The following is a 24,504-nucleotide window of genomic DNA, read 5'->3' as shown; positions in this document are numbered from 1 at the left end:
ATTATTATTCGATTACTTGTTTTACTTCTCCACAGGTTAGCATGGCTTCACCAAAATATGGATTGATTACTTTTTCTTCTTTACTCAACCAATATGCACCATTGTTGTTATCTGCCATTGGACAAAACTCTACATACACTTTTTCCTTAACTCCAAACAGTTGAACAGCATTTATTAAGTGTGATGATAGATGCTTGAAATGGTCTCTTTGTTCTTTTATATCTGACGTTTTAGAAATAGATGTTGCAGAAGATTGTATTTCTTTTACTAATGACATCCAATGTGTATGAGCATTATTGTCTGATAATAATTTCATATCCACTTTACTTAAATTGTTTAATAAACTTGTTGCATTAACTGAAGTATTTTTTGAATCTTCTTTAACTAAAGCATCTTTTAAATTGATATAGTCATTGTAAACAACTTTTAGTTGTTCTTGAAATTTCTTTGATACTGTCAATCTTTCGTTCATATTAGTATGGCCACTTTCTTTTTTTGATGCATTATTATCCATTCCTAAATGGCCTTCGTGACCAGTCATTACTTTGCCACCATCTTTATTCATCATTGATTTTTTACCTTGTAATTGAGCTGCTGCATCAACCGTAAATGTCCCGTTAGTCACGATTTCATTTCCAATAAATAAACCTTCTAAAACTTCATATTCATTACCAATTTGATTACCTAAAACAACTTCACGCATTTCAAAAATGGTTTGGTCTGGACTGGTTTTTAAATAGACCACAGAACGTTCTCCTGTCCAAAGTACAGCAGATGCTGGAATTGTTAATACCGTATCATTACTACTTGCAACTCGTTCAATATTTGCGGTTACAAACATTCCTGGTTTAAATACATCGTTTTTGTTATTAAGCACCACACGTAAGGTTACTGTTCTTGTTTTAGTATTTAAAATTGGTTCAATGAAATCTACTTTCCCTTTAAATTCCTTATTAGTATAAGCGTTTGTAGTCACTAAAACTTCTTGTCCTTTTTTAAATAAATCGATTTGATTTTCATATACATCAAAGTTTGCCCAAACCGTATTGAGATTTGCAATTTTAAGCAATGGTTGACCTTGTTTGATGTAGTCACCTTGTTCTACTAATTTTTCGGTAACTGTTCCTGAAACGGTTGCATAAACTGGAAAGTTTTCTTTTACTTTTTGGGTTTCTTCTATTTGATTTATTTGATTTTCAGACAGCTTCCATAACTTCAATTTATTACGAACTGCCTTATATAATTCAGGTTGCGATTCCTTTAAAGATGCTGTTGTAATCAATTCTTGTTGTGCTGCATACAATTCTGGCGAATAAATGGTTGCTAATAATTGACCTTTACGAACTTCTTCGCCTGTAAAACTCACATTCAAACGTTCTATTCTACCCGAAAAATAACTGACTTGTACTGCGTTTGCTTCTTCATTTTCAGCAATTTTACCAGATAATTTAAGGGTGTTGCCATCAACATTACCTTTGCCTACAACAGTTGTTTGAATATTGGCTAAAGCCATCGCATTTTCGGTTAACTTGAATTGGTCTGCTAACAGACCATCACTTCCACTTTCGGCAGGAATTAAGTCCATCCCACAAATAGGACAATCACCTGGTTCTGGTTGCATAATTTGTGGATGCATTGAACAGGTCCACATTTGATTGGTTTCTGCAAGCTCGTCGTGATTATGGTCTGTTTTTTCATTTGATGAACCACCAAAAAGCAACCATCCTAACAACAACCCAACTACCAATATTCCGAAGTAAATTATATATTTTTTCATAGTGCTATATTTTAATATTTCTTAATCTTAATGCGTTTACTATTACCGAAACAGAACTAAAACTCATTGCTAATGCTGCTATCATTGGCGACAATAAAATGCCAAAAAATGGGAATAATACGCCTGCTGCAATAGGTACTCCTAATGTGTTATAAATAAGTGCAAAAAATAGATTTTGCTTTATGTTCTTCATTACGGAATGACTTAAATTTTTAGCCTTTACTATGCCGTGTAAATCGCCTTTTACTAACGTTATCATAGCACTTTCAATAGCTACAGAGGTACCTGTTCCCATTGCAATACCCACATCACTTTTTGCCAATGCTGGTGCATCATTAATTCCATCACCTGCCATAGCAACTACTTTGCCTTTTTCTTGCAGTTTCTCTACTTCTTTGAGTTTATCTTCTGGTAGCATACTGGCTTTGAAATCTGCCAAATTAAGTTCTGAAGCTACTGCTTGTGCTGTATCGTGATTATCGCCTGTAAGCATTATAACATCAATGCCTTTATCTTGAAGTACTTTAATAGCCTTGGCACTTGTTTCTTTTATTTTATCCCCTATAACTACATACCCGACAACGGTTTCATCTATTGACAAATAAGAAACTGTTTTGCCTTGTTTTTGATACGTTTTAGCTTCATCTTTCATTTTAGAGGTAATGTCTGCTTTGGCATATTCCATCATTTTAGGATTACCTAATGCTACATTTTTTTCATCAATTTTAGCTTCAACACCTTTTCCTGTAACAGCACTAAAGTTTTTAGATTTTACTATTTCAGCGTTATGTTCATTTCCATATTTAACAGTCGCTTCTGCCAAAGGATGTTCGCTATTGGTATTTAATGACACGATGTACTGTAACACTTCTTCTTCGCTCAAAGCTTCATTAAAAGTACCAACGGTTTCAACTGTTGGTTTTCCTTCTGTAATAGTTCCTGTTTTATCAACTATAAGTGTATTTACCTTATCCATTTTTTCGAGAGCTTCGGCATTTTTAATTAATACACCATTTTGAGCACCTTTACCCACACCAACCATTACAGACATAGGTGTAGCTAAACCTAAAGCACAAGGACACGCAATGATTAAAACTGCAATTGCATTCACAAACGCATATACATAAACAGGTTCTGGTCCCCAAATTGCCCAAACCATAAATGTGATAATAGAAATAAGAACTACAACTGGCACAAAATAACCTGATACCTTATCTGCTAAATTCTGAATAGGTGCGCGACTTCTACTGGCATCATTAACCATATGAATGATTTGTGAGAGTAAGGTATCACTTCCTACTTTTTCCGCTTTCATCAAGAATGATTGATTCCCATTAATGGTTCCGCTACTTACTTTATCATCTTGAGATTTGTTTACAGGAATAGGTTCTCCCGTAATCATAGATTCATCAATAGTTGTTTCTCCTTCAGTTACTACACCATCCACAGGAATTTTATCACCTGGTTTTACTTTTAGAATATCATTTAATTCTATTTCATCTATACTGACTTCAATTTCTTCACCATCTACAATTTTAATGGCTTTATTAGGTGCTAATTTTAGTAATTCTTTTACTGCGGAATTGGTTTTACTGTGTGCTCGCGCTTCTAACAACTGTCCTAAAAGCACCAAGGTTAGAATAACCGTTGCTGCTTCAAAATAGACGTGTACTGCACCTGATTCAGTTTTAAACTGTGCTGGAAACACATCTGGAAATAACATCCCAAACACACTAAATAACCAAGCCACACCTGCACCGATTCCAATAAGTGTGAACATATTGAGATTCCACGTTTTTATACTTCTATAAGCACGTTCAAAGAACATCCAAGTCGCATAAAATACAACTGGAATAGATAATGCAAACTGAATCCAATTCCAATATTTCTGTTCCATTATATCGTACAATGGATTGTTATTGAGCATTTCGCTCATAGCCATTAAGAATATTGGTAATGTGAATGCAGTTGCTATCCAAAACTTCTTCAATAATTTTTTATAGGTCTTTTCTTCTGCTGAAACATCTGGTTGCATTGGTACTAAATCCATACCGCAAATAGGGCACGAACCTGCTTCATCTTTTACGATTTCTGGATGCATTGGACACGTCCATTGTTCTGTTGAAGCTGATGATAGATTTTGTTCTTCAACCAAATCCATTCCGCAAACAGGACAATCGCCTGATTTATCGTAGGTTTTATCACCTTCGCAATGCATTGGGCAATAAAATGTACCTGTGCCTTTGCCTTTTGATGTTTTTTCTGTTTTATCTTCTAAATGGTGATGATGTTCACCTTGTTTATGAATACTGTATCTCCCACCATCATTTTTTAAGGCTTCTTGAAATGTTTCTATAGGAATATGCAATTCCATTTCGATTGTAGCTTCTGCCTTTTCTAAATTGACTGTTGCTTTTGAAACACCTTCCACTTTAGAAAGTGTTTCTTCTACGTGAGTACGACAACCATTGCAGGTCATTCCGTGTATATGATATGTGTGTTTCATCTGTTGTTATTTATTTTTTCTTAATGGACAGATGTAATTCGCTTATAAAAATCTGGAATAGATTTATAATAATACATCTGCTCATTTCATTACTATTGTATTAAATAATTAATAATTGTGCTTTGCACATAGTAGCCCTTAATAGACTCTATTTGGTTCATTTGAAACTTTAATTGTAGTTCTTGAATATCTAAAACATCATTAAAATCAATCGTTCCTGTTTCGTAGCTTTTGATTAAAATTTCTTCAGCATCTTTGGCTTGTTTTAAGTTCTTGGTTTGCGTTGCATAACTTATTCTTGCAGAAATACGTTCATTAATCGCCTTGCTTAAAAGCGTTTCCAAAGTGTTTAAACGTTCCTGTTTTTGAGCTGTTATTTCTTGCTGTTCTAACTCATTTTGCTTGGTTTGAGATTTATATTTTTTATTAAAAATTGGGATTGACACCGAAACCATTGGCATCACAATATCTTTACCGTTATCCGAGAAATTCATATCTGGTCTTTCGGAAACATTGATATAATCCAAGCCAAAACCAATCATAGGACTGCTTTCTTTTTGGTTTAGTAATTCTGATTGTTCTATAGATTGATAAAGTTTATCATACTTCAATAATTCAGGATGTAATGCTAAATTTTTAGTAGTGATTTCAAAGTCTTCTGAAGGCATCATTAAACTATCTACCACAGTAACAGCAATATCATTTTCCCTATTCAAAAGATTATTAAGATTTGTTTGTTCTGCTAAAAACTGTTGACTTAAAACATCTTTTAGTTGTTGCATTTCGTTTTGACGCATTTGCAATCGCAACACATCTACAGCAGATGCTTTACCAACCTCAACAGAAGTTAGTGCTAATGTCTCATAGGTTTCCAATAGTTTAATGTTTTCTGTTAGCACCTTTTGTTTCGCTTTGTTGGCGTATAAATTATAATAGGATTGTGATACAGAAGCCATCAATTTTCGCTTTGCAATAACAATGTCTTCATATTTTGCATCAGCTAATGAACTGACATAATTTTCTCTTGATGTAATTGTGCCAAACCACGGTAACATTTGTTTAGCCGATACTTTAAATCGTTGCGCACCTGTTCGTGTTTCTGGTTCACTCACAAAGTAACCTACACCAAATTCGGTATTAGGAATGGTATTGACTTCATTTACTTTTTCAGAAGCTCTTTTGTATTGCAATTCAAATTTTTGAATTTCTGGATTGTTATTTAGTGCAACATCAATAAGCGTTTCTAACTCTTGACTTTGCGCAGAAAGCACGAAGCATAAAGCACAAAGCACAAAGACCGTTTTTATATTGATTTTTATGTATTTCATTTTGTTGCTCTTTTAAGTTGAACTTCGGATTTCCAGCTATATAAAACTGGTACAACAAATAAGGTTATTAAGGCTATAAGCATACCTCCAAAACTTGGTATGGCCATAGGAATCATAATATCGCTTCCTCGTCCTGTAGATGTGAGTACAGGCAAGAGTGCTAAAATGGTTGTTGCTGTAGTCATTAAACACGGTCTAATACGTTTTTCACCTGCTTCTACAATAGATGCTCTAATTTCCTTTTTGTTATCTGGTGTATTTCTATCAAAAGTTTGCGTTAAATATGTTGCCATAACCACACCATCATCTGTTGCAATACCAAATAGTGCAATAAAGCCTACCCAAACAGCCACACTTAAATTAATTGGGTGCATCTGGAATAAATCACGCAGATTTTCGCCAAAGAAACTGAAGTTTAAAAACCAATCTTGACCATAGAGCCATATCATTATAAATCCACCTGCAAACGCTACTGCTATACCTGTAAATACCATTAATGAGGTTGCCACAGAACGGAATTGGAAATACAGTATTAAAAAGATAATTGCCAATGCTAACGGTACAACAACAGATAGTGTTTTTTCTGCTCGTAATTGATTTTCATACGTTCCTGTGAATGCATAGTTGATTCCTTTTGGAACTATTAATTCGCCTGAATCTATCTTTTCTTGGATTAATGCTTGTGCATTTTCAACAACGCTTACTTCTGCAAAACCATCTAATTTATCAAACAAGACATAACCTACTAAAAAGGTGTCTTCACTTTTAATGACTTGTGGACCTTGTTCGTAGCGAATGGTTGCCAATTCGCTTAATGGAACAGGACTGCCTTTTTCAACTGGCACATAAATCTGTTGTAAGTCTGTTGGATTTGCTCTTAATTCTCTTGGGTATCGCACACGAACACCATAGCGCTCACGACCTTCAACCGTTTGTGTTAATACCATACCACCAACTGCGACTTTTAATACATCCTGAACATCTTGTATAGAAATTCCATAACGTGCAATTTTCTCTCTATCAATATCAATTAACAAATAGGGTTTACCGACGATACGGTCTGCAAAAACAGCTTCCTTTTTAACGCCTTCAGCTTCCTTGATGATGTTTTCTAATTGCACACCAAACGCTTCAATTTGCTTTAAGTCTTGACCTTTTACTTTTATTCCCATAGGTGCTCGCATTCCTGTTTGAAGCATTACCAATCGGGTTTCAATCGGTTGTAGCTTTGGTGCTGACGTAACACCTGGTAATTTGGTAACTCTTACAATTTCATCCCAAATATCATCAGGTGATTCAATTTCTGGTCGCCAATTACGATAATATTCGCCATCCTTATCTTCAATCAATTGAGACCTTTGGACATTTAATAAAGTTGATTTGATTATCACTTTGTTCTCGACTGCGCTCGAACTGACATCTATATTTTCGTTATGAATTAATCGACCATCTTTTAATTCAAACAAACCATCCTCATTTACTTTGTAACGTTGGCGCACTCTGCTTTCATTCAGCATATACTCTGGCTTATACTGAATGATGTTCTCATACATAGATAGAGGTGCTGGGTCTAACGCTGATTCTGTTCTACCTGCTTTACCTACAACTGTTTCAATTTCTGGAATACTGGCTACTGCCATATCTAATTGCTGTAAAACTCGTTTGTTTTCTTCTACGCCAGAATGAGGCATAGATGTTGGCATTAGTAGAAATGAGCCTTCATTTAATGATGGCATAAACTCTTTTCCTGTATTCTTCATTATGAAAAACCCTGCAATAACAATCGCAGTAGGAATAGACAAAAACAATAATTTATTATCTAAACACCACTTTAAAATACGCGTATAGTATTTGATGAATAGCGAAAAAACACCTAATAAACCAAAGCATATAATACTTACAAAAATGAGATTCCAAAAGATACTTTTATCAACGCCTAATGGTCGCCAATATTCGGCTAACAGGAATACTATCGCAGATGCTGAAATAATGATATTGATAAGATTAGTTTGTTTGTCTGTTATCTTACTTTGAAGATTGAGAAGTGCTGTAATTCCAAAAGCTATCAAAATCAATCCTAACCAATACCCAAAGACTATTGCTACGACTCCTAAAGCTATTAAAACACCATTTAAAACATATTTAAAAGTGTTTTTAATACTTTTCTTTCTGAATAAAAATGCAGCGAATGGTGGTATTAAAAACAAGGCTACAATTATGGAAGCTGTTAATGCAAAGGTTTTTGTGAATGCTAACGGTCTAAATAGTTTACCTTCAGCGCCAATCATTGTAAAGACTGGAATGAAACTGATTATGGTTGTCATTACTGCGGTAACGATTGCACCAGATACTTCTGCTGTGGCGTTATAAACTACCGTATTAATGGGTTTTGTTCCATCATCTTCATCCAAGTGCCTTATAATGTTTTCTGAAAGTATGACACCAACATCGACCATTGTACCAATAGCAATTGCAATACCAGATAATGCGACGATGTTTGCATCTACACCAAAGAACTTCATTGCTATAAAAACCATTAAAACCGCAACTGGTAGTAGTCCAGATATAAGTACCGATGCCCGAAGATTAAATACCATAATGATAATGACCAAAATGGTAATTAGTATCTCTAATGTTAAGGCTTCATTAAGTGTACCTAACGTTTCTTTAATCAATTCTGTTCTATCATAAAATGGCACTATGGTTACTTGTGATGTTCTACCATCTGCTAATACTTTTGAAGGTAATCCTGCACTTAATTCATTAATTTTTTCTTTTACATTATTAATAACTTCCATTGGGTTTGCTCCGTAACGAGCTACAACAACAGCACCTACAACTTCTGCACCTTCTTTATCTAATAACCCACGTCGTGTTGCTGGACCTAAAGAGACTTTTCCAATATCTTTGATTCGTATTGCTGTATAATTTTCGGAAGTAACGACTGCATTTTCTATGTCTTCAATAGATTTCACATAACCTAAACCACGTACTAAATATTCTGCATTATTAATTTCAATAGTTTGTGCACCAATGTCTTTATTACTTTCCTTAACTGCTTTTACAACGTGATGCAATCCTATATTATATTGACGCATTAATTCTGGGTTGACATCCACTTGATATTCTTGAACATAACCACCAATTGAAGCGACTTCCGAAACACCGCTTGCAGAGGATAGTGCATATTTTACATAGTAATCTTGAATACTGCGTAACTCTTGTAAATCCCAACCACCAGTAACTTTTCCGTTTTCATCACGTCCTTCAAGTGTGTACCAAAATATTTGTCCTAATCCTGTTGCATCTGGACCCAAAGCAGGATTAACACCTTCAGGTAATAAACCACTTGGTAATGAATTGAGTTTTTCTAGAATACGACTACGACTCCAATAGAATTCTACATCTTCTTCAAAAATGATATAGATACTTGAAAACCCAAACATAGACGAACTACGAATGGTTTTTACTCCTGGAATACCTAATAAGGATGTGGTTAATGGATAAGTGATTTGGTCTTCTATATCTTGTGGCGAACGACCATCCCACTTTGTAAATACAATTTGTTGATTTTCTCCGATATCTGGGATGGCATCAACAGCCACAGGATTACTTGGTAAAAATCCAGTATCCCAATTGAAAGGTGCGTTTACAGTTCCCCATCCAACAAAAAGAGCAAGTAGCAGAACTGCAACGAGTTTATTCTCTATAAGAAATTTGATTGCTTTATTAAGCATATGATTTGATTATTAAACAGTTAGACATTGGCGTTAAGAAAACACCGAATACAGCAAATTATCCTTATGACATTATAAAGTCATAGGATAAAACAGTCTATTGTTTAAAAATCAAATTAAATAAGTCTCGTCAATCTTGAAGATTTGCCTGACGACGAGTGGTGGTTCATATTCTTCAAAAGAAGATACATTGTTATCTAAACCTTCAAAAAGGTTAATATAGGTATAAACCAATGAGGCAATGAAAACTTGTTGTTCAAAAGAAATTTTGTCAACTTGTAATTGTAGTTCGTCTTGACCATCAACTACCAATTGTTCATCATTACAACAGTTTTTCTTGGTAATAGCACATCCTTCTGTAGATGGCTTTTGCATTTCCATACCACAACCCTTAGCCTTATTAAAAACAGCTGTTTCTACTAAAGCATCTCCACAAAAATGCATATTAAGCGTAAATGACATTGTAGAGCATAACACTACAAAAGCCATTGCTAAAGACATTATTTTATGGAATACTTGTTTCATACTGTTTGCGAAGTTACGAAATTTTAACAAATGTTCATTTTGTTTAACAGAAGTTTAATGGTTAACTCCATCGCATTCGTTGTAGTCTAACTGCATTTAATATTGCTAATAAAGCCACACCAACATCGGCAAAAACTGCTTCCCACATTGTTGCTAAACCACCTGCTCCTAAAATCAGAACAATTACTTTTACTCCAAATGCTAAAATGATGTTTTGCCATACAATTTTACGAGTGGAACGACTAATTTTAATCGCTTTTACCACTTTTGAAGGTTGGTCTGTTTGAATGATAACATCTGCTGTTTCAATAGCGACATCACTACCTAAACCACCCATTGCTATTCCTACATCACTTGCTGCTAAAACTGGTGCGTCATTAATACCATCACCTATAAAAGCAATTTTATTTTCAGGATTTTGTTTTAAAAGCTCAACTTCATTTAATTTATCTTCTGGTAACAAACCACCTTTAGCCTTTTCAATATTTAATTCTCTTGCTACTTGTTGGGTAATGGAATCCTTATCTCCAGAAAGCATCATTATATTATTAATACCTACTTTATGTAAATTGGTAATTGTTTCTTTTGCATCTTCTTTTAATTCATCTGCAATGACAACATAACCTGCAAATTCATTGTCTATAGATTCTAATACTATAGATTCTACAATAGTTTCTGTTTCCTCTAAAACTTTAATATTATTGGCTGACATTAGGGCTTTATTACCAACTAAAACAGTCTTACCATTTACTATACCTTTTAAACCTTTTCCTGCTATTTCTGTAACTTCGGAAGCCTCATAATCTGCGCCTTCATCTTTATATTCTAAAATAGCTTTTGCAATAGGATGTGTGGATTGTTCTTCCATCGCCATCAGGTACTTCATAAACTCTTTTTCATCCCAACCAATTGCTTTGATTTCTTTTATTTTGAAAACACCTTTAGTAACCGTTCCAGTTTTATCCATCACCAACGTGTTTATCTTGGTCATTGCATCTAAAAAGGAAGCGCCTTTAAATAAAATTCCGTTTTTTGAAGCTGCTCCCAATCCTCCGAAATAACCTAATGGAATTGATATTACCAAAGCACAAGGACAAGAAATCACCAAGAAAATTAAGGCTCTGTATAACCAATCTCTAAAAACATAATCATCTACAAAAAAGTATGGTAGAAACGTAACACCTATTGCTAAAAACACAACTATTGGTGTGTAAATACGAGCGAATTGTCTGATGAATAATTCTGTTTTAGATTTTCGAGCTGTTGCGTTCTGTACCATATCCAAAATTCGAGCAATGGAACTATCTTTAAATTCTTTGGTGGTTTCAATTTCAATAACGCCATCCATATTAATACTTCCAGCAAATACTTTTTCGCCTTTTGCAATCGTATCTGGTTTACTTTCACCTGTTAATGCTGCTGTGTTGAATGAACCTTTGTCGGAAAGTAGAATACCATCTAAAGGGATTTTTTCTCCTACACGTACTTGCACTTTTTCACCAATTTCAACCGTTTCTGGACTTACAGACACATAATTATTGTTGCGATATACCAGAGCTTCATTTGGTCTTACATCAAGTAAGGCTTTTATATTTCCTTTTGCTCTGTTAACTGCTGCATTTTGGAATAATTCCCCAACTGCATAAAACAACATTACTGCAACACCTTCAGGATATTCGCCAATAATAAAGGCTCCAATAGTGGCTATAGACATTAAAAAGAACTCTGTAAATACATCGCCTTTTTTAATACTTTCCCAGCCTTCTTTTACAACAGGAAGTCCAACTGGTAAATAAGCAATACCATACCATATAATGCGAGTCCAATTCTTAAAAAAAGAAACATCAAAATAATCTAAACCTATACCCATCATAAGCATCGTAAAACTTATAATTGCTGGCACATAAGTTTTAAATGCACTTCCATTAGCGTGATTATGACCATCATCGTGAGAATGTTGTTCTTCTGAATTTGGTTTTAAATCCCTTAAATTGACTTTCTTTTTCTTCATTTTGAATTGAATAAATTTTTAATATCATTAGGTATAGGCATAGATTTTAATGGTGGTACGTTTGCACTGCCTGTGTTACCAAGTGGCACGTGGTCAATAAATGATTTCCAACCACCAACAAGTAACCTAATAATTTGACCGAGTACTTCTTTAGCATCTTTTTGCATAAATCCAAACTTTAGCATTAACCAATGTGAATAGGTATGTTCTATTGGGTAAGATTGCCCTATGATATGACTGCGTTCTAAATGATACCAAGCATTACTATACTGCTTATTTTCTAAACAGAAACTATATCGTTTTAATTCTTCGTTATAAGCCTGTTTAAGAGGTTTAGGTATTTTAGCATTAAACTTCATATCCATTAATTTTGAATAAAAGTAGTACAATCGTTAGTGCAATGGAAGTGCATTTGTTATCCACTACACTTATCACATATACCTTTTACAACCAAGTTTACATTTTCTGAAACAAAGCCATCAGGCACTTTAATTTTTGGTATTTTATGGTCTGTTAAGCAAATGGTTTCATTACAATTGTTACAATGGAAATGTAAGTGTAAATCTTTATTTATATCACAACTACAACCTTGTTCACATAAAGCATATTTAGTAATACCTGTACCATCATCTATTTGATGCACAATATCTTTTTCCTCGAATGTTTTAATAGTTCTGTACAATGTAGTTCTATCTGCTTTTTCAAAAGCATTTTCTATATCACTTAATGTTACTGCTACTTGTTTATTTACAAGAAACTTATAAATCAATAAACGCATTGCCGTAACGCGAATATTTTTTAACTCTAATAATTGTTCTATGGTTTGCATAATCTAATGTTCGTGTTCTGCTTCTCCTTTTTTCATTTCGGCTATTAAATAATACGCATTGTTATAAGCGAATTTTGTGATTTTATCTTGTTCTTCAGTAAATTGAACAGCTACCCAATTGCCATCTTTTGCTCCTAAAAGCACTTCAATAGGTTTAAAACTCCAATCGTCATTTTCTTTTTCTGCCGAAAACACGAAAAATCTATCACCTTCTTTTACTATAGCACTTTCAGGAAGTGCTTTTGTTTTGGTGTTCTCTACTTGAATTTTACCTTGGATATACATTCCAGGAATTAAGTTACCTTTCTTGTTTTCAATTTCAGCGTGTACGTGTACTGCTTTAGGGTCATCTTCAAATGTTTTGCTTACGGAATAGATTTCTGCTGTTAATTCTTCATCTTGCATTGTTTGTATATTAAAGCTTACTTTTTGACCTTTCTTAACTTTATACACATCTTTTTCAAAGACCATTAAATCAGCGTGAACGTGATGTGTATTTACAATTTCAAAGAGTTCAGTTTGTGGTTCAACATACTGTCCTGTTTTTACTTCTACCTTTTGCACATAGCCTTCAATAGGACTGCGTAATGATATACTTTGAGCAATTGTTCCATTTCGTACTGATGACGTATTTATGTTTAATAGTTTCAACTGCGCTTCCAATCCATTTACCATAGCTTTAGAGGCATCATATTCGGCTTCGGCCTTTTGAAAATTTGCACCAGAGCCAACTCCCGCATCATATAATTTTTGTTGACGCTCAAAGTTCTTCTTTAAAAAATTACTATTGCTAAAAGCATTCAAATAATCGGTTTGCATTTGAATAATATTTGGATGTGAAAGATATGCCACAATTTGACCTTTATTCACTTTGTCTCCTTCAATCACTTTTATGGATAACACATTTGCACCAACTACAGAAGTTATTGCTGCTTCACTTTGTGGTGGTACTTCCAATGTGCCATTTGCTTCTACATAACCACTCATATTACGCAATGCAATGGTGTCTATCTTCATTTTTAAAGCTTCAAACTGTTGTTGTGAAAGCATCACTTCTTCGCCTTCGCTATGGTCATCGTTTTCTTCAATCTTTTGTTCCTCGTTATGGGAATGACCATCACCTTCCTTATGGCTTTCTTTATTTCCGCAAGCAACAACTAAAAATGAAACTGTTAGTAGTGCTAAAATTATATATTGTGTGTTTTTCATTGTCTTATTGATTAAAATATTGTAATTGAAATGTACTTTCTAAATAGTTTGCTAACGCTGTTTGAGCTTCCAGTTCTGATTGAATAGCTTCTTTTATAAGTTGTGTAAACGCTGTGTAATCAATCTCTCCTTCTTTATAAGCAAACAAAGCACCAGTTTTTTGTTCTTTAATAAGTGGTAATACTTCATCCTTATAGAACAGCCAAGATGTTTTCCATTTTTGGTGATTTTCTTTGGCTTGATTAAATTTAGATTGCACTTCCTTTTGCTTGAACTGCATATTTGATTCGGCAATTTGCCTATCAATTTTTGCAGTTCTAACTTGTGCTTTTGTTGTACCAGATAAAAACGGTATGGAAATACCAGCTTGATAGGTATAAAACCCTGAATTTCCGTTTACTTTTTGCAAACCACCTTGAAGGTTTAACTTTGGTAAATTTTCAGCTTTGGCAGCTTTAAAGTTTGCTTCTGCCTCTGCGAGTTGAAGTTGAGAAACAGTATATAAAGGGTGTGCTTCTATACTAAAGGATTCTACATTTATTTCGCTCGCTATATCAATTTCATCTGAAACCGTATAAAAATCATCTGAAATCAACCACAAGTTTAATTGTTGTAAAGCAATAACATATTCGCTTTTTGATTGCAAAAATTTATTCTGAATCTGTAAGGCTTGATTTTTGGCTGCTGCATATTCCAGTTTAGAAATGGCTTCTACTTCATAATTTAAAGCAACTGCTTTTTCAAAGTTGGTATAAATGGAATCTAACTCTTTGTATAAATTATAATTCCTTTTACTCTGTAAAGCATTTGCCCACGCTTTCTTTACTTCCAGTTCTAAATCTAATTCTGAAAGCTGAAACGCTTTTTGAGCTAACTGAATGCGTTGCTCCAGTAATTTTCTCTTTGGTGCTATACCAAATACATCAATATTTGATTGACCAACTCCAATAGTGGTGTAAATACCATTTCCGTTATTGATTTCTTCACCTCCCGTAAAAATTTGGGTAGTACCAAAATCGAAAGCAGTTCCTTTTAATTGTTGTTGCTTATCAATTTCGAGTTGTTGTTGTTTTAAACTTGGATAGTTTTCTTTAGCCAATTTTACAGCTTCTTGCATCGAAATAATTGGTAACGAATCATTTATTTTTTGCGCATTTCCTGTTATTGGCAACAAAAACATAAAAGCCACCATAGCAGTAACTGTAATTACCTTTTTGTTAGCCCTAAAATTGAATGATTTGTTTTCTACCCAATGATATAATATAGGTAAAACGAATAATGTTAATAGTGTAGAGGTTAACAAACCACCAATTACAACGGTTGCTAAAGGTCGCTGAACTTCTGCACCAGCCGATGCTGAAATTGCCATAGGTAGAAAGCCTAAAACATCTGTAAAAGCAGTTAACATTATAGGTCTGATTCTTCGCTTTGTACCTTCTATAATTCTATCTTTTAGATTGGTAACTCCTTCTTCTTTTAACTCATTCAAACCACTAATCATTACTAATCCGTTTAATACTGCAACACCAAACAACACAATAAAACCAACACCTGCCGAAATACTAAAAGGCATATCACGCAACCATAACGCTACAACACCTCCAATGGTTGCCATTGGGATTGCTATATAAATCATCAAGGTTTGTGGTAAGGATTTTAATGCAAAATAAATCAGTACAAAAATGAGTAACAAGGCAATAGGAACAACAGTTTGTAAACGGTTACTGGCACGTTCTAAATTTTCAAAAGCACCACCATAACGAATGAAATAACCAGAAGGCAGTTCTAATTGTGCATCTAATTTAGTTTTAATTTCTTCTACCAATGATTTTACATCACGACCTCTAACATTGACACCTACATAAGTTCTTCTGTTGGTATTGTCTCTACTGATTTGCATTGGACCAGCTTTGTAGCTAACATCCGCAATTTCACGTAATGGAATTTGCGCACCAGAAGGCAAGTTGATATACAAATTTTGCACATCTGTTATGTCTTTACGATTATGAGAACTTAACCTAACCACCAAATCAAATCGCTTTTCGCCTTCAAAAATAGTTCCTGCTATTCCTCCTGCAAAAGCTGATTGCACAATTTGATTTAATGTATTTATTTGAAGTCCGTATTGTGCCAATTTACTTCTGTTATACGTAATTGTCATTTGTGGTAAACCCGTTGTAGCTTCCGCTTTCATATCGCCAATACCTTCTGTACCAGCAATGATTTTAGATATTTCTTCTGCTTTTTGAGACAGTAGATTTATATCTTCTCCATAAAGTTTAATAGCAATATCTTCTCTAACACCTTCAAGTAATTCATTAAAACGCATTTCAATGGGTTGTGTAAATTCATAGTTAACACCAGGAATTATTTCAACAGCTTCTTTCATTTTTTCAATGAGTTCATCTTTTGTCTCTACAGTAGTCCATTCGCTTTTTGGTTTCAGTATTACAAAAACATCAGCAATATCCATTGGCATTGGATCTGTTGGAATTTCTGCAACACCAATTCGACTGACTATTTTTTCAACTTCTGGAAACTTTGCTTTTACAATTTGTTCAATTTTTGTAGTTGTTTCAATCGTTTCTGTAAGTGAGCTACCGGGTTTTAAGATGGCGTGAAATGCAATATCACCTTCATCTAATTGTGGAATAAATTCGCCACCCATTCTTGTAAACATAAAAACTGCAATACCAAATAATACAACAGAAACACCAATTATTAATTTTCCTTTCTTTAAGGCTTTTTCTAATAGCGGTTGGTATTTACGTTCTACCCAATGCACAAATTTATCGCCATACGATTGTTTGTCATTTTTTGGTGCTCTTAAAATCAAGGCAGACATCATTGGTACATACGTCAAACAAAGTACCATTGCACCAATCATTGCAAAAATGAAAGTCAATGCCATTGGTTTGAACATTTTTCCTTCAATGCCTTCTAATGCTAATATTGGTAGAAATACAATTAGGATAATCAGCTGGCCGAAAAAGGCAGCATTCATCATTTTTTTTGAAGCATCTGCTGCAACGCCATCGCGTTCTTTGGATGTCAATTTCCTTTTCTTTAATACTTGTGATGCAATAAGAAAAACTGTACTTTCTACAATAATTACAGCACCATCGACAATAATTCCGAAATCTATTGCTCCCAGACTCATTAAATTAGCCCAAACATCAAAAACATTCATTAGTATAAATGCGAATAATAGTGATAATGGAATTGTTGAAGCTACTATTAAACCACCTCTCCAGTTTCCTAATAAAAAGATAAGTACAAAAATGACTATTAATGCGCCTTCCATAAGGTTTCCAGCTACCGTTGATGTCGTTTCTGCTATTAATTTACTACGGTCTAATAAAGGTTCAATAATCACGCCTTCAGGCAATGATTCTTCAATTTGAGCCATTCGCACTTTTACATTCTCAATAACATCGTTTGAATTAGCGCCTTTAAGCATCATAACCAAACCACCAACTACTTCGCCTTCGCCATCTTGGGTTAAAGCGCCATAACGAATAGCAGCACCAAATTGTACCGTTGCAATGTCGCCTACGGTAATTGGAATATTGTTTGTGTTTTTAACCGTAATCTTTTTAATATCCTCTAAACTACGCACCAAGCCTTCGCCACGAATAAAATTGGCTTGATGGTTCTTTTCAATGTATGCACCACCTGTATTTTGATTGTTGGCTTCAAGAGCTTCAAAAACATCGGTAATTGTTAAACCAATAGCTTTTAGTTCGTTTGGGTCTACAGCAACTTCGTACTGTTTAATTTTTCCACCTATTGCGTTTACTTCAATAACACCTTCTACCATAGCCATTTGACGCTGTACAATCCAATCTTGCATTGTACGCAAATCAGTAACCGAATATTTGTCTTTATATTCTGGTTTTACTTTAAGTGTGTATTGATAGATTTCTCCTAAACCAGAAGAAATAGGACCCATAGTTGGTTCGCCAAAACCACTCGGAATTTGTTCTTTGACTTCGTTTAGTTTTTCAGCTACTAATTGACGCGGTAGATACGTTCCCATATCATCGTCAAAAACTATAGTAACCACAGACAAGCCAAAACGAGAAATGGAACGGATTTCCTTTACTTCAGGTAAGTTACTCATTGCGACTTCCACAGGATAGGTTACAAATTGCTCAATGTCCTCTGTACCTAAATTGGGTGCTTGTGTAATGACTTGTACTTGATTATTGGTAATATCTGGAACAGCATCGATTGGTACTTGGGTCATACTCCAAATACCTGCTCCAACAATGGTAAGCGTTAGCAAACCAATAATGAATTTGTTATTGATTGAAAAATCAATGATTTTATTAATCATAGAAAATGTATTAATTCAGTTAAACTATTCGATACAATTCTGATATAAGAAATAGAATTGTACGAAATAAAAAGAACCATTTAGGCTCAAAATTGGATATAGTTATCCTTTAAAAAAACTGAATTATGCCCTTGGTGGCTGGAAAAGTGATTCCAAATATCTGGAAGTGAAGTTTACTTTATGTAAATTATACTGTTTTTTCTCTTCAAATTTTAGTCGATTGGTTAAAGCCAAATTGTTGTTCGCAATAATTAATACCAAAGGGTGACAACATTGATTATGGGAATGGAAAGGTGTATTCTCCTTATCTGGGTTATGATGATGCCCTTCATTTTTTGTATCATTGTCAATGTAATCTTCAACTACATATTCAAGGAAAGAGTCGCCATAGACTTTATGTTCTTGATAATGGGTAATAACACTTGAAATTTCTTTAATTGGACCACAAAAGTCCATATCTATGCTTATCCCTTGAAAAAAGAATAAAATAGACATTGATATGGAAAAAAATATTTTCATATAATTTAGACAAATATATAAATTATTTAATGCAATGGTGTTGCAAATGATGTTGCAAAAGTATTATACTACCACTTACCCATTTTAGAAAGTACTTTTTTATACTTCAGCATTTGTATGTCATCCTTACAATAAGGGTGTTCTAATAACTCTTTTAGCTTACCAATAAATTCATTGGAAACAAATCCTTTTTTCTTTAAAATCTCAAATAGAATTAGAGCTTGTTCCGCTCTGTATTTAGCTTTTTTGACAAATTCCTCACCATTTTCTGGTTTTTCATAATGACTTTGAATATCGAAATGTTTATCAATATCTCCTTTATAACCAATTAATAGTTTTTCTGCATTCTGTTGGGTTACTCCATTTGTAGTGAATACATAGTCTCTATCTTGTGTAAGACGATTAATTCTTGTTTGGCCATCTGCATAGTCATTGGGATGAATTTCTAAATAATGTGAGCGGTCTAATGGTAAAGTTATTACTGCTCTTGGGTCATATAACCCTTGAAAACGATTTGTTTCAAAATGCCTGATGGATACAGGATTATCGCAAGTTATGAGAGGTGCATTCGCATCATTAATTTTAATAACATTAATAGTACAGTCATATTTATATTTTACAAAATTCCCCCATTGTTCTAAATGGTTTACTAAAAAAACCGTTCTTGAACGTTCGTTATGTTCTTTTTTTACAGCTTCAATATCATCAATGTGAAACTTTATTTTTTCACCATATAAGTTCATTTTTATCAATCCTTCTTCATCTGCTGTATGAGCTGCTCTATCAAAAATTTGATTATTCATACTCCGTTGAAGATTTAAAATTCTTGGTGTTCTAAAATATAGCGAGAGACAAACGTAGAGTATCTGTATTTTTTGTTCTTGGGTTACCGTTAAAGTTTTTTCATCAATAAGCAGAGAATAGACCTTTTGAAATTCACTATCTACATTTTCAGCGTAATGTTTTTCTAATGCATATTTAATCTCATCAGATTCTGCTGGAATAGTATATATGTTTTTCTCAAAACAAATATCTTTAGTACTAATCTGTTCTAAAAGAATATCATCATCAGTTTTATAAACATCAACAAAATAATTTCTTTTTCTACCTTCAATTCCAAAGTTCTTTAAATATGAACGTGGAATATAATGTTGTTTTATTGGGTTTGACATACTCTATTTTACTTCGTTTAAAGGCATTTCTTTACTGCCTATTTTATCTAATAGACTTTCAATGTTATTTACTATCTCTTTAAAGAATTTTGGATTATCAAGTACTATTTCAAATCTATTTTGTGAAGAGACATACTGTTTTAAAGTAAACTTACCTTTGCTAAAACTCTTAATGTTATTGAACTTTTTATCACTATTATTGACGGTATCGTTGTTTTTAATTATACCCTTATGATGAACAACTAAATTACGTACTTGTCTAAAATTATCGATAAAACTCCATTCAGGATTGAGTATCGAAAAATCAACTTTAGCTGACTGCTTTAAGAACTTCTTTACCTTATCAATATCATTATTACCCTTTAAGTCATCTACTCTGTAGTCTGTTTGTTTATACGATGCGAACCTATCACAACCACGTTTTAAAACATCTTCAAAAAAAGAATACAGTTGTATGATTTGAGCGTTTCTATAATTTTTGATGTAAACATCATTAAACATAAAAACATTGTCAATAAAGGAATCCTGTATGTGGTCTAAATATTCCTCTGAATATTCTGATTTATCAACCTCTTTGGATTTTTGAAAATTATCATACTCAACCTCTATATTTTTTAATTCTCTTTCAAAATGAGTTTCCATATGATTCATATAATCTTCAATTAAATGGAACTCAAAATGGATAAAACCAAAACCCATTATAGATGCAAGTGTTTCTTTTCTTCTTAATCTTGACATATCATTCTTTTATAAAAACCATAAAGCATCTTTGGCATCATCTGGAACACCATTATTAAATCGTGGCGCTATTTGTGCTACCATTTCTGGATATTTTATAGTGATTGGGACATTCTGTTGTCGTAGTGATTTCCAATACAATCTGCTAAACTGATATACTTGTGTTAATAATTCTAACACGACGTCTGCATCTTCAAAAGCATCTTCATCTGGACTGCTTATTTTAATTTTTATTGGAAATGGATAGCCATCTGTATCTGCATACCTTTGAGAATTAGGGTAACGTGCATTGTTAAACAGCAAAAATTGGTTTTCGCTTATACGTATGTATGTACCACTTACTGGCATTAACTTTTTATTCCAATTGAGGTCGTAAGCAATAATATCTTCTGCTTCTGTTTTATTGATATTTAGAATGTAGAGAGGAATTTTTAACCCTAATGTATGCATCCCTCTTATAATAGGTTTTAGTTCCTCGTAGCTCATTTCTTTATAGAAGTGAATGACTACTTTATCAGCTTCTGCAACAGATGTAAAATCTCTTATGGCTTTACATATACTACCTGCTAACAGGTCTGTTTCGCTTTGGTCAAAATACTCGAACTTTCTAAACAAGCCATTGTTTTGAAAACTAAAGGCACTTGCTATATAACGTCTGTTTTCGCCTTGATTGGTAAATGCACCAACACCTATTACTAATTCTTTTTTATCGGTTACTGCAAGTTTCCAAGGTGCGCCACCTAATTTGGCGTGAATTGCCAATGCCATATTTTGTAATGAGAATTGGAAGTTGTATTGATTCTCGATATTGACCACCATTTTTTCATAATCTACAACCTGTGTAACAATGCCTTCATTTAGAAAGAGTTCTTTGATTTGAATATATATTTCTCGGTCTTCAGGATTTGGTGTAAACTTATCGAAAGGACTTAAATAAAACGCTGCATAACGTACAGTATCGTGGTCGAATGAAAGGTTTTCTAACTTTTCTGTAATTTCTGGAATTGGGTCGCTTTCGTTGGTAAACTCTATAAAATGCTCTTTAGAAGTTGAAGCCTTAATGTTTACATAAGCCTCAATCCCTTTAAAATATTTTTTATCTGCCGTAACACCAGTTTTAAGGTTGTTGTAAAATGTTTTAATTGCTTCTTTATGCGAGGTATGGTACACAAAGAAAAACTTAATATTTTGGTTGTTTGGTCGTTTGTATGGGTTAAGGTTATTCATTGCCAATTTAGGCACTAAATGGGTTTTCTTGTTACCATATTGGTCTTTACCAAACTCTAATAATCCTACTTGTGGGTCAATGTGATTAATACGGTTGAGAGGCACATCAATAAATGCATCGTTTTTAAACGGGAAAATGGCTTTAAAATCTTCTGCAAACAAATAATTGGTTGCAAAATTATTAATAAGTGCTACATACTTTTGGTATTTATTAGCTGGTCTAATTGGTTCTTCAATAGGTATCTCTAATGCTCTGGCTAATGGTAAACTAAAAATTGGGAATGCTTTATCAAACTCAATAGCATTGAAATAATCTTCTTTTTCCTCTGTATCGAGGTTCATTTGATAATTGAAGATAGTTTGTCCATATACGCAACGTTTTATTAACTCTGAATCCTCAATATCCTTAACAGACGTTGTAAGGACTTTTGATGTGCCATCGTACGATACAATAAGTTCTGGTAAGTCGGTTAATTTTGCAAATTGTATTTTAAATGAAAACTTATAATATAAATTATAATGCTCTGTATTGCCTTTAAGAGAAGGCATCCAAACCTGTACATCACCTACAAAGTTTTTTACAACTACATAGTCTTTTGCTTTAAAATAGCTTCTTAATTGGTGTTTAAGGAATTGCTTATATATTCTTAATTCTCTACCATCTACTAAATTTAACTTAATGCTTGGTGCATCTGGTATTTCCGTTGTAAATGTTGTAAATATTTGGTCTTTGTTAGATAAGTCTGCATCTGGAAACACCTCTTTAATCTGCCTTGAAAATTTAGATTTATGTATAGGATGACTACCTTCAATATCTTCTAAAGTTAAATAAATGGTAGGCGCACTATTAGGCCATTTAAAGTTAAGTATGTTGGTTTTTAAGTGTTCTTGCATAAGTAATGAGGTGTTTTGGGTTTTACATATTTGGTGCTTTTTGATTAGTACTTTCTAATAAATCTTTATTTAATAATTTATTTACAGACTGCATATCTTGATATGTAGATTTGGCTCTACCTATAATCTTTTCAATAATTTTTTCGGAAGCATCCATTTGTTTCATTAGACCAATACCAACTATATAATCCAAGAGAAACGATATATACAATAATTCAAATTGTGTGAAAATATTGTTTTTTGTTTTAGTACGATGTATTAAATAATCTCGATGACGTACAATTTTTGATACATAAATTTTAATCTCATCTTTAGGTATATTAGTTATATCGGCTAATAATTGCTTTTGTTCTAATAAATCTTTGGCAAAAGATGAGTTCTTCATCTTGTTTCCAAATTTCAAACTATAAGCCTCAAAAGCTGAATAAGAATTTGTAAATCGTCTACTATGACTTGTTTTAACCGAGAGTAAATTTTCGATGATAATATCAGCACAATAACCTATACCTTCATTGTTATACCAATGCTTAATTATATTAGATAAATCATCTTTAATAGTATCATAGTCAAGCGCGATAAAACCAGATATGTTTTCCTTGTTGAAATCATCCTTATAATATAACGAAGCCCAGTTACCACAACTTAAACATTTGAAATTAAAAGCCTTAAATTGTACAGACTTACCGTATAAAAAATGAAATAATTTTTGAAATGAATTATATAAATCTATACTCTCAAGAATACTCAAACTTTTTTCTGATTTAAAATCAACATATCCAACATTGTCCATTCTAAAAAAATCGTGGTTAGAAGTATATGATGTTGATTTTGTAATTTTTATAGATAAGTCTTTAGCAATATTCGTATTATGAATTACGTCATCCTCTTTTTCAAGTTTGTCTTCTAAAGAATTATACCAATGCATTTTTCTAACCCAACTCACAATTGCTAAATTGTCAATTTGAAATTCATTAATTCTCAAACCTACAGGTTCAATTAAATGATATGCACAAGCAAAAGTATATTTAGGTTTATAAGTTTTAGTCTCTACTATTCCATTGCTACTGTTTTTAATCTTGCAGTTTACAAAAGTTAAATAGCCTAAACCTGTAAAAACTCCATAAATTAACTCTATTTGATAGGCAGGTAATCTTTCTGATAAATTGGTCGTTATGTGTACTTCATCATTAATTAACTCTAATACACAAAAGCATTTATCATCCTCTGCAGATTTGAACCATACCTCTCCATAATATTTATTCTCTTTAAACATAAATCACTTTAAATTCTTACCCTTTTTAACAATCTTACTAATTTTTTCTTCAGCTATTTTGAGGATTTCCGTACGCTCTTTTTCATTTTTTAGCATTAGTACAATTTGTTCCGACATCCATAGCTTAATTAATTCATTCTCGTCTTCTTTTAATGTTTTAGCAAAAGCGACTACTTGTTCGCGTCTTGCTATACGATTTCCACGTTCTATTTTGCTTAAATAGGCAACATCCATATTTAGGTTTGCAGCCATTTCTCTTAATAGTAAATTGTGCTTTTCACGCAATGAACGTATATACTCTCCAAACTCCATAATAGAATTATTTAGACTTGTCAAATTTTGTCTAATTTAAGAAAAGGAAAGAAAGAAGTAAGAAAAAGATATTAACAGTTATTAACAAGGGAATGAGGAAGTTAAGGA

16 protein-coding genes are annotated in these 24,504 nt (G+C 33.2%); all 16 read right to left on the bottom strand.

The genetic code is table 11. From position 1 onward, the window contains the following. Positions 1-4: 4 nt before the first annotated feature. The 16 genes from VDP25_RS14515 to VDP25_RS14440 all read right to left on the bottom strand — a co-directional run bounded on the left by VDP25_RS14515 (position 5) and on the right by VDP25_RS14440 (position 24,420). Positions 5-1,777 (bottom strand): efflux RND transporter periplasmic adaptor subunit, encoded by a 1,773-nt coding sequence (locus VDP25_RS14515; RefSeq protein ID WP_092468860.1) that lies wholly within the window; start codon positions 1,775-1,777, stop codon positions 5-7. A 4-nt stretch (positions 1,778-1,781) separates the two neighbouring features. Continuing rightward, positions 1,782-4,283, bottom strand: a complete 2,502-nt coding sequence (locus VDP25_RS14510) for a heavy metal translocating P-type ATPase (protein ID WP_173300313.1) — start codon at positions 4,281-4,283, stop codon at positions 1,782-1,784. Between the two features lie 92 nt (positions 4,284-4,375). Further along, positions 4,376-5,611, bottom strand: a complete 1,236-nt coding sequence (locus VDP25_RS14505; protein ID WP_092468856.1) for a TolC family protein — start codon at positions 5,609-5,611, stop codon at positions 4,376-4,378. Beyond that, positions 5,608-9,348 carry an efflux RND transporter permease subunit gene (locus VDP25_RS14500; protein ID WP_092468854.1) on the bottom strand — a complete coding sequence of 1,247 codons (3,741 nt, stop codon included), beginning with the start codon at positions 9,346-9,348 and terminating at the stop codon, positions 5,608-5,610. The genes VDP25_RS14505 and VDP25_RS14500 overlap by 4 nt, the downstream gene beginning before the upstream one ends. 111 nt (positions 9,349-9,459) lie before the next feature. Beyond that, positions 9,460-9,873 (bottom strand): HYC_CC_PP family protein, encoded by a 414-nt coding sequence (locus VDP25_RS14495; protein WP_054724093.1) that lies wholly within the window; start codon positions 9,871-9,873, stop codon positions 9,460-9,462. 61 nt (positions 9,874-9,934) lie between these two features. After that, positions 9,935-11,884, bottom strand: coding sequence for a heavy metal translocating P-type ATPase (locus VDP25_RS14490; protein ID WP_054724092.1), 1,950 nt, complete (start codon positions 11,882-11,884; stop codon positions 9,935-9,937). Beyond that, positions 11,881-12,243, bottom strand: a complete 363-nt coding sequence (locus tag VDP25_RS14485) for a DUF3703 domain-containing protein (RefSeq protein WP_054731062.1) — start codon at positions 12,241-12,243, stop codon at positions 11,881-11,883. The genes VDP25_RS14490 and VDP25_RS14485 overlap by 4 nt, the downstream gene beginning before the upstream one ends. A 56-nt stretch (positions 12,244-12,299) precedes the next feature. After that, positions 12,300-12,713 carry a Fur family transcriptional regulator gene (locus VDP25_RS14480; RefSeq protein WP_054724091.1) on the bottom strand — a complete coding sequence of 138 codons (414 nt, stop codon included), beginning with the start codon at positions 12,711-12,713 and terminating at the stop codon, positions 12,300-12,302. Between the two features lie 3 nt (positions 12,714-12,716). Beyond that, positions 12,717-13,922: an efflux RND transporter periplasmic adaptor subunit gene (locus tag VDP25_RS14475; RefSeq protein WP_054724090.1), complete on the bottom strand. Its 1,206-nt coding sequence runs from the start codon at positions 13,920-13,922 to the stop codon at positions 12,717-12,719. A gap of 4 nt (positions 13,923-13,926) precedes the next feature. After that, positions 13,927-18,261, bottom strand: coding sequence for a CusA/CzcA family heavy metal efflux RND transporter (locus tag VDP25_RS14470; protein WP_054724089.1), 4,335 nt, complete (start codon positions 18,259-18,261; stop codon positions 13,927-13,929). A 123-nt stretch (positions 18,262-18,384) separates the two neighbouring features. Further along, positions 18,385-18,717 (bottom strand): hypothetical protein, encoded by a 333-nt coding sequence (locus VDP25_RS14465; RefSeq protein ID WP_334470970.1) that lies wholly within the window; start codon positions 18,715-18,717, stop codon positions 18,385-18,387. Between the two features lie 131 nt (positions 18,718-18,848). After that, positions 18,849-19,952, bottom strand: coding sequence for a DUF4238 domain-containing protein (locus VDP25_RS14460; RefSeq protein WP_054724087.1), 1,104 nt, complete (start codon positions 19,950-19,952; stop codon positions 18,849-18,851). Positions 19,953-19,955: 3 nt separating this feature from the next. Beyond that, positions 19,956-20,690, bottom strand: a complete 735-nt coding sequence (locus tag VDP25_RS14455; protein WP_054724086.1) for a hypothetical protein — start codon at positions 20,688-20,690, stop codon at positions 19,956-19,958. Between the two features lie 9 nt (positions 20,691-20,699). Next, positions 20,700-22,811, bottom strand: coding sequence for a Piwi domain-containing protein (locus VDP25_RS14450; protein ID WP_054724085.1), 2,112 nt, complete (start codon positions 22,809-22,811; stop codon positions 20,700-20,702). A gap of 22 nt (positions 22,812-22,833) precedes the next feature. Then, positions 22,834-24,084 (bottom strand): hypothetical protein, encoded by a 1,251-nt coding sequence (locus VDP25_RS14445; RefSeq protein ID WP_054724083.1) that lies wholly within the window; start codon positions 24,082-24,084, stop codon positions 22,834-22,836. 3 nt (positions 24,085-24,087) lie between these two features. Then, a complete protein-coding gene (locus tag VDP25_RS14440; protein WP_139181074.1) occupies positions 24,088-24,420 on the bottom strand; it encodes a helix-turn-helix domain-containing protein in 333 nt (110 codons plus the stop codon). Positions 24,421-24,504 lie beyond the last annotated feature (84 nt).

Origin of the sequence: Winogradskyella sp. ECml5-4, from assembly GCF_036903175.1 — a bacterium.
Lineage (GTDB): Bacteria > Bacteroidota > Bacteroidia > Flavobacteriales > Flavobacteriaceae > Winogradskyella > Winogradskyella damuponensis.
The sequence above is the reverse complement of the archived record's forward strand: the minus strand, read 5'-3'. Positions and strand labels throughout refer to the sequence as shown.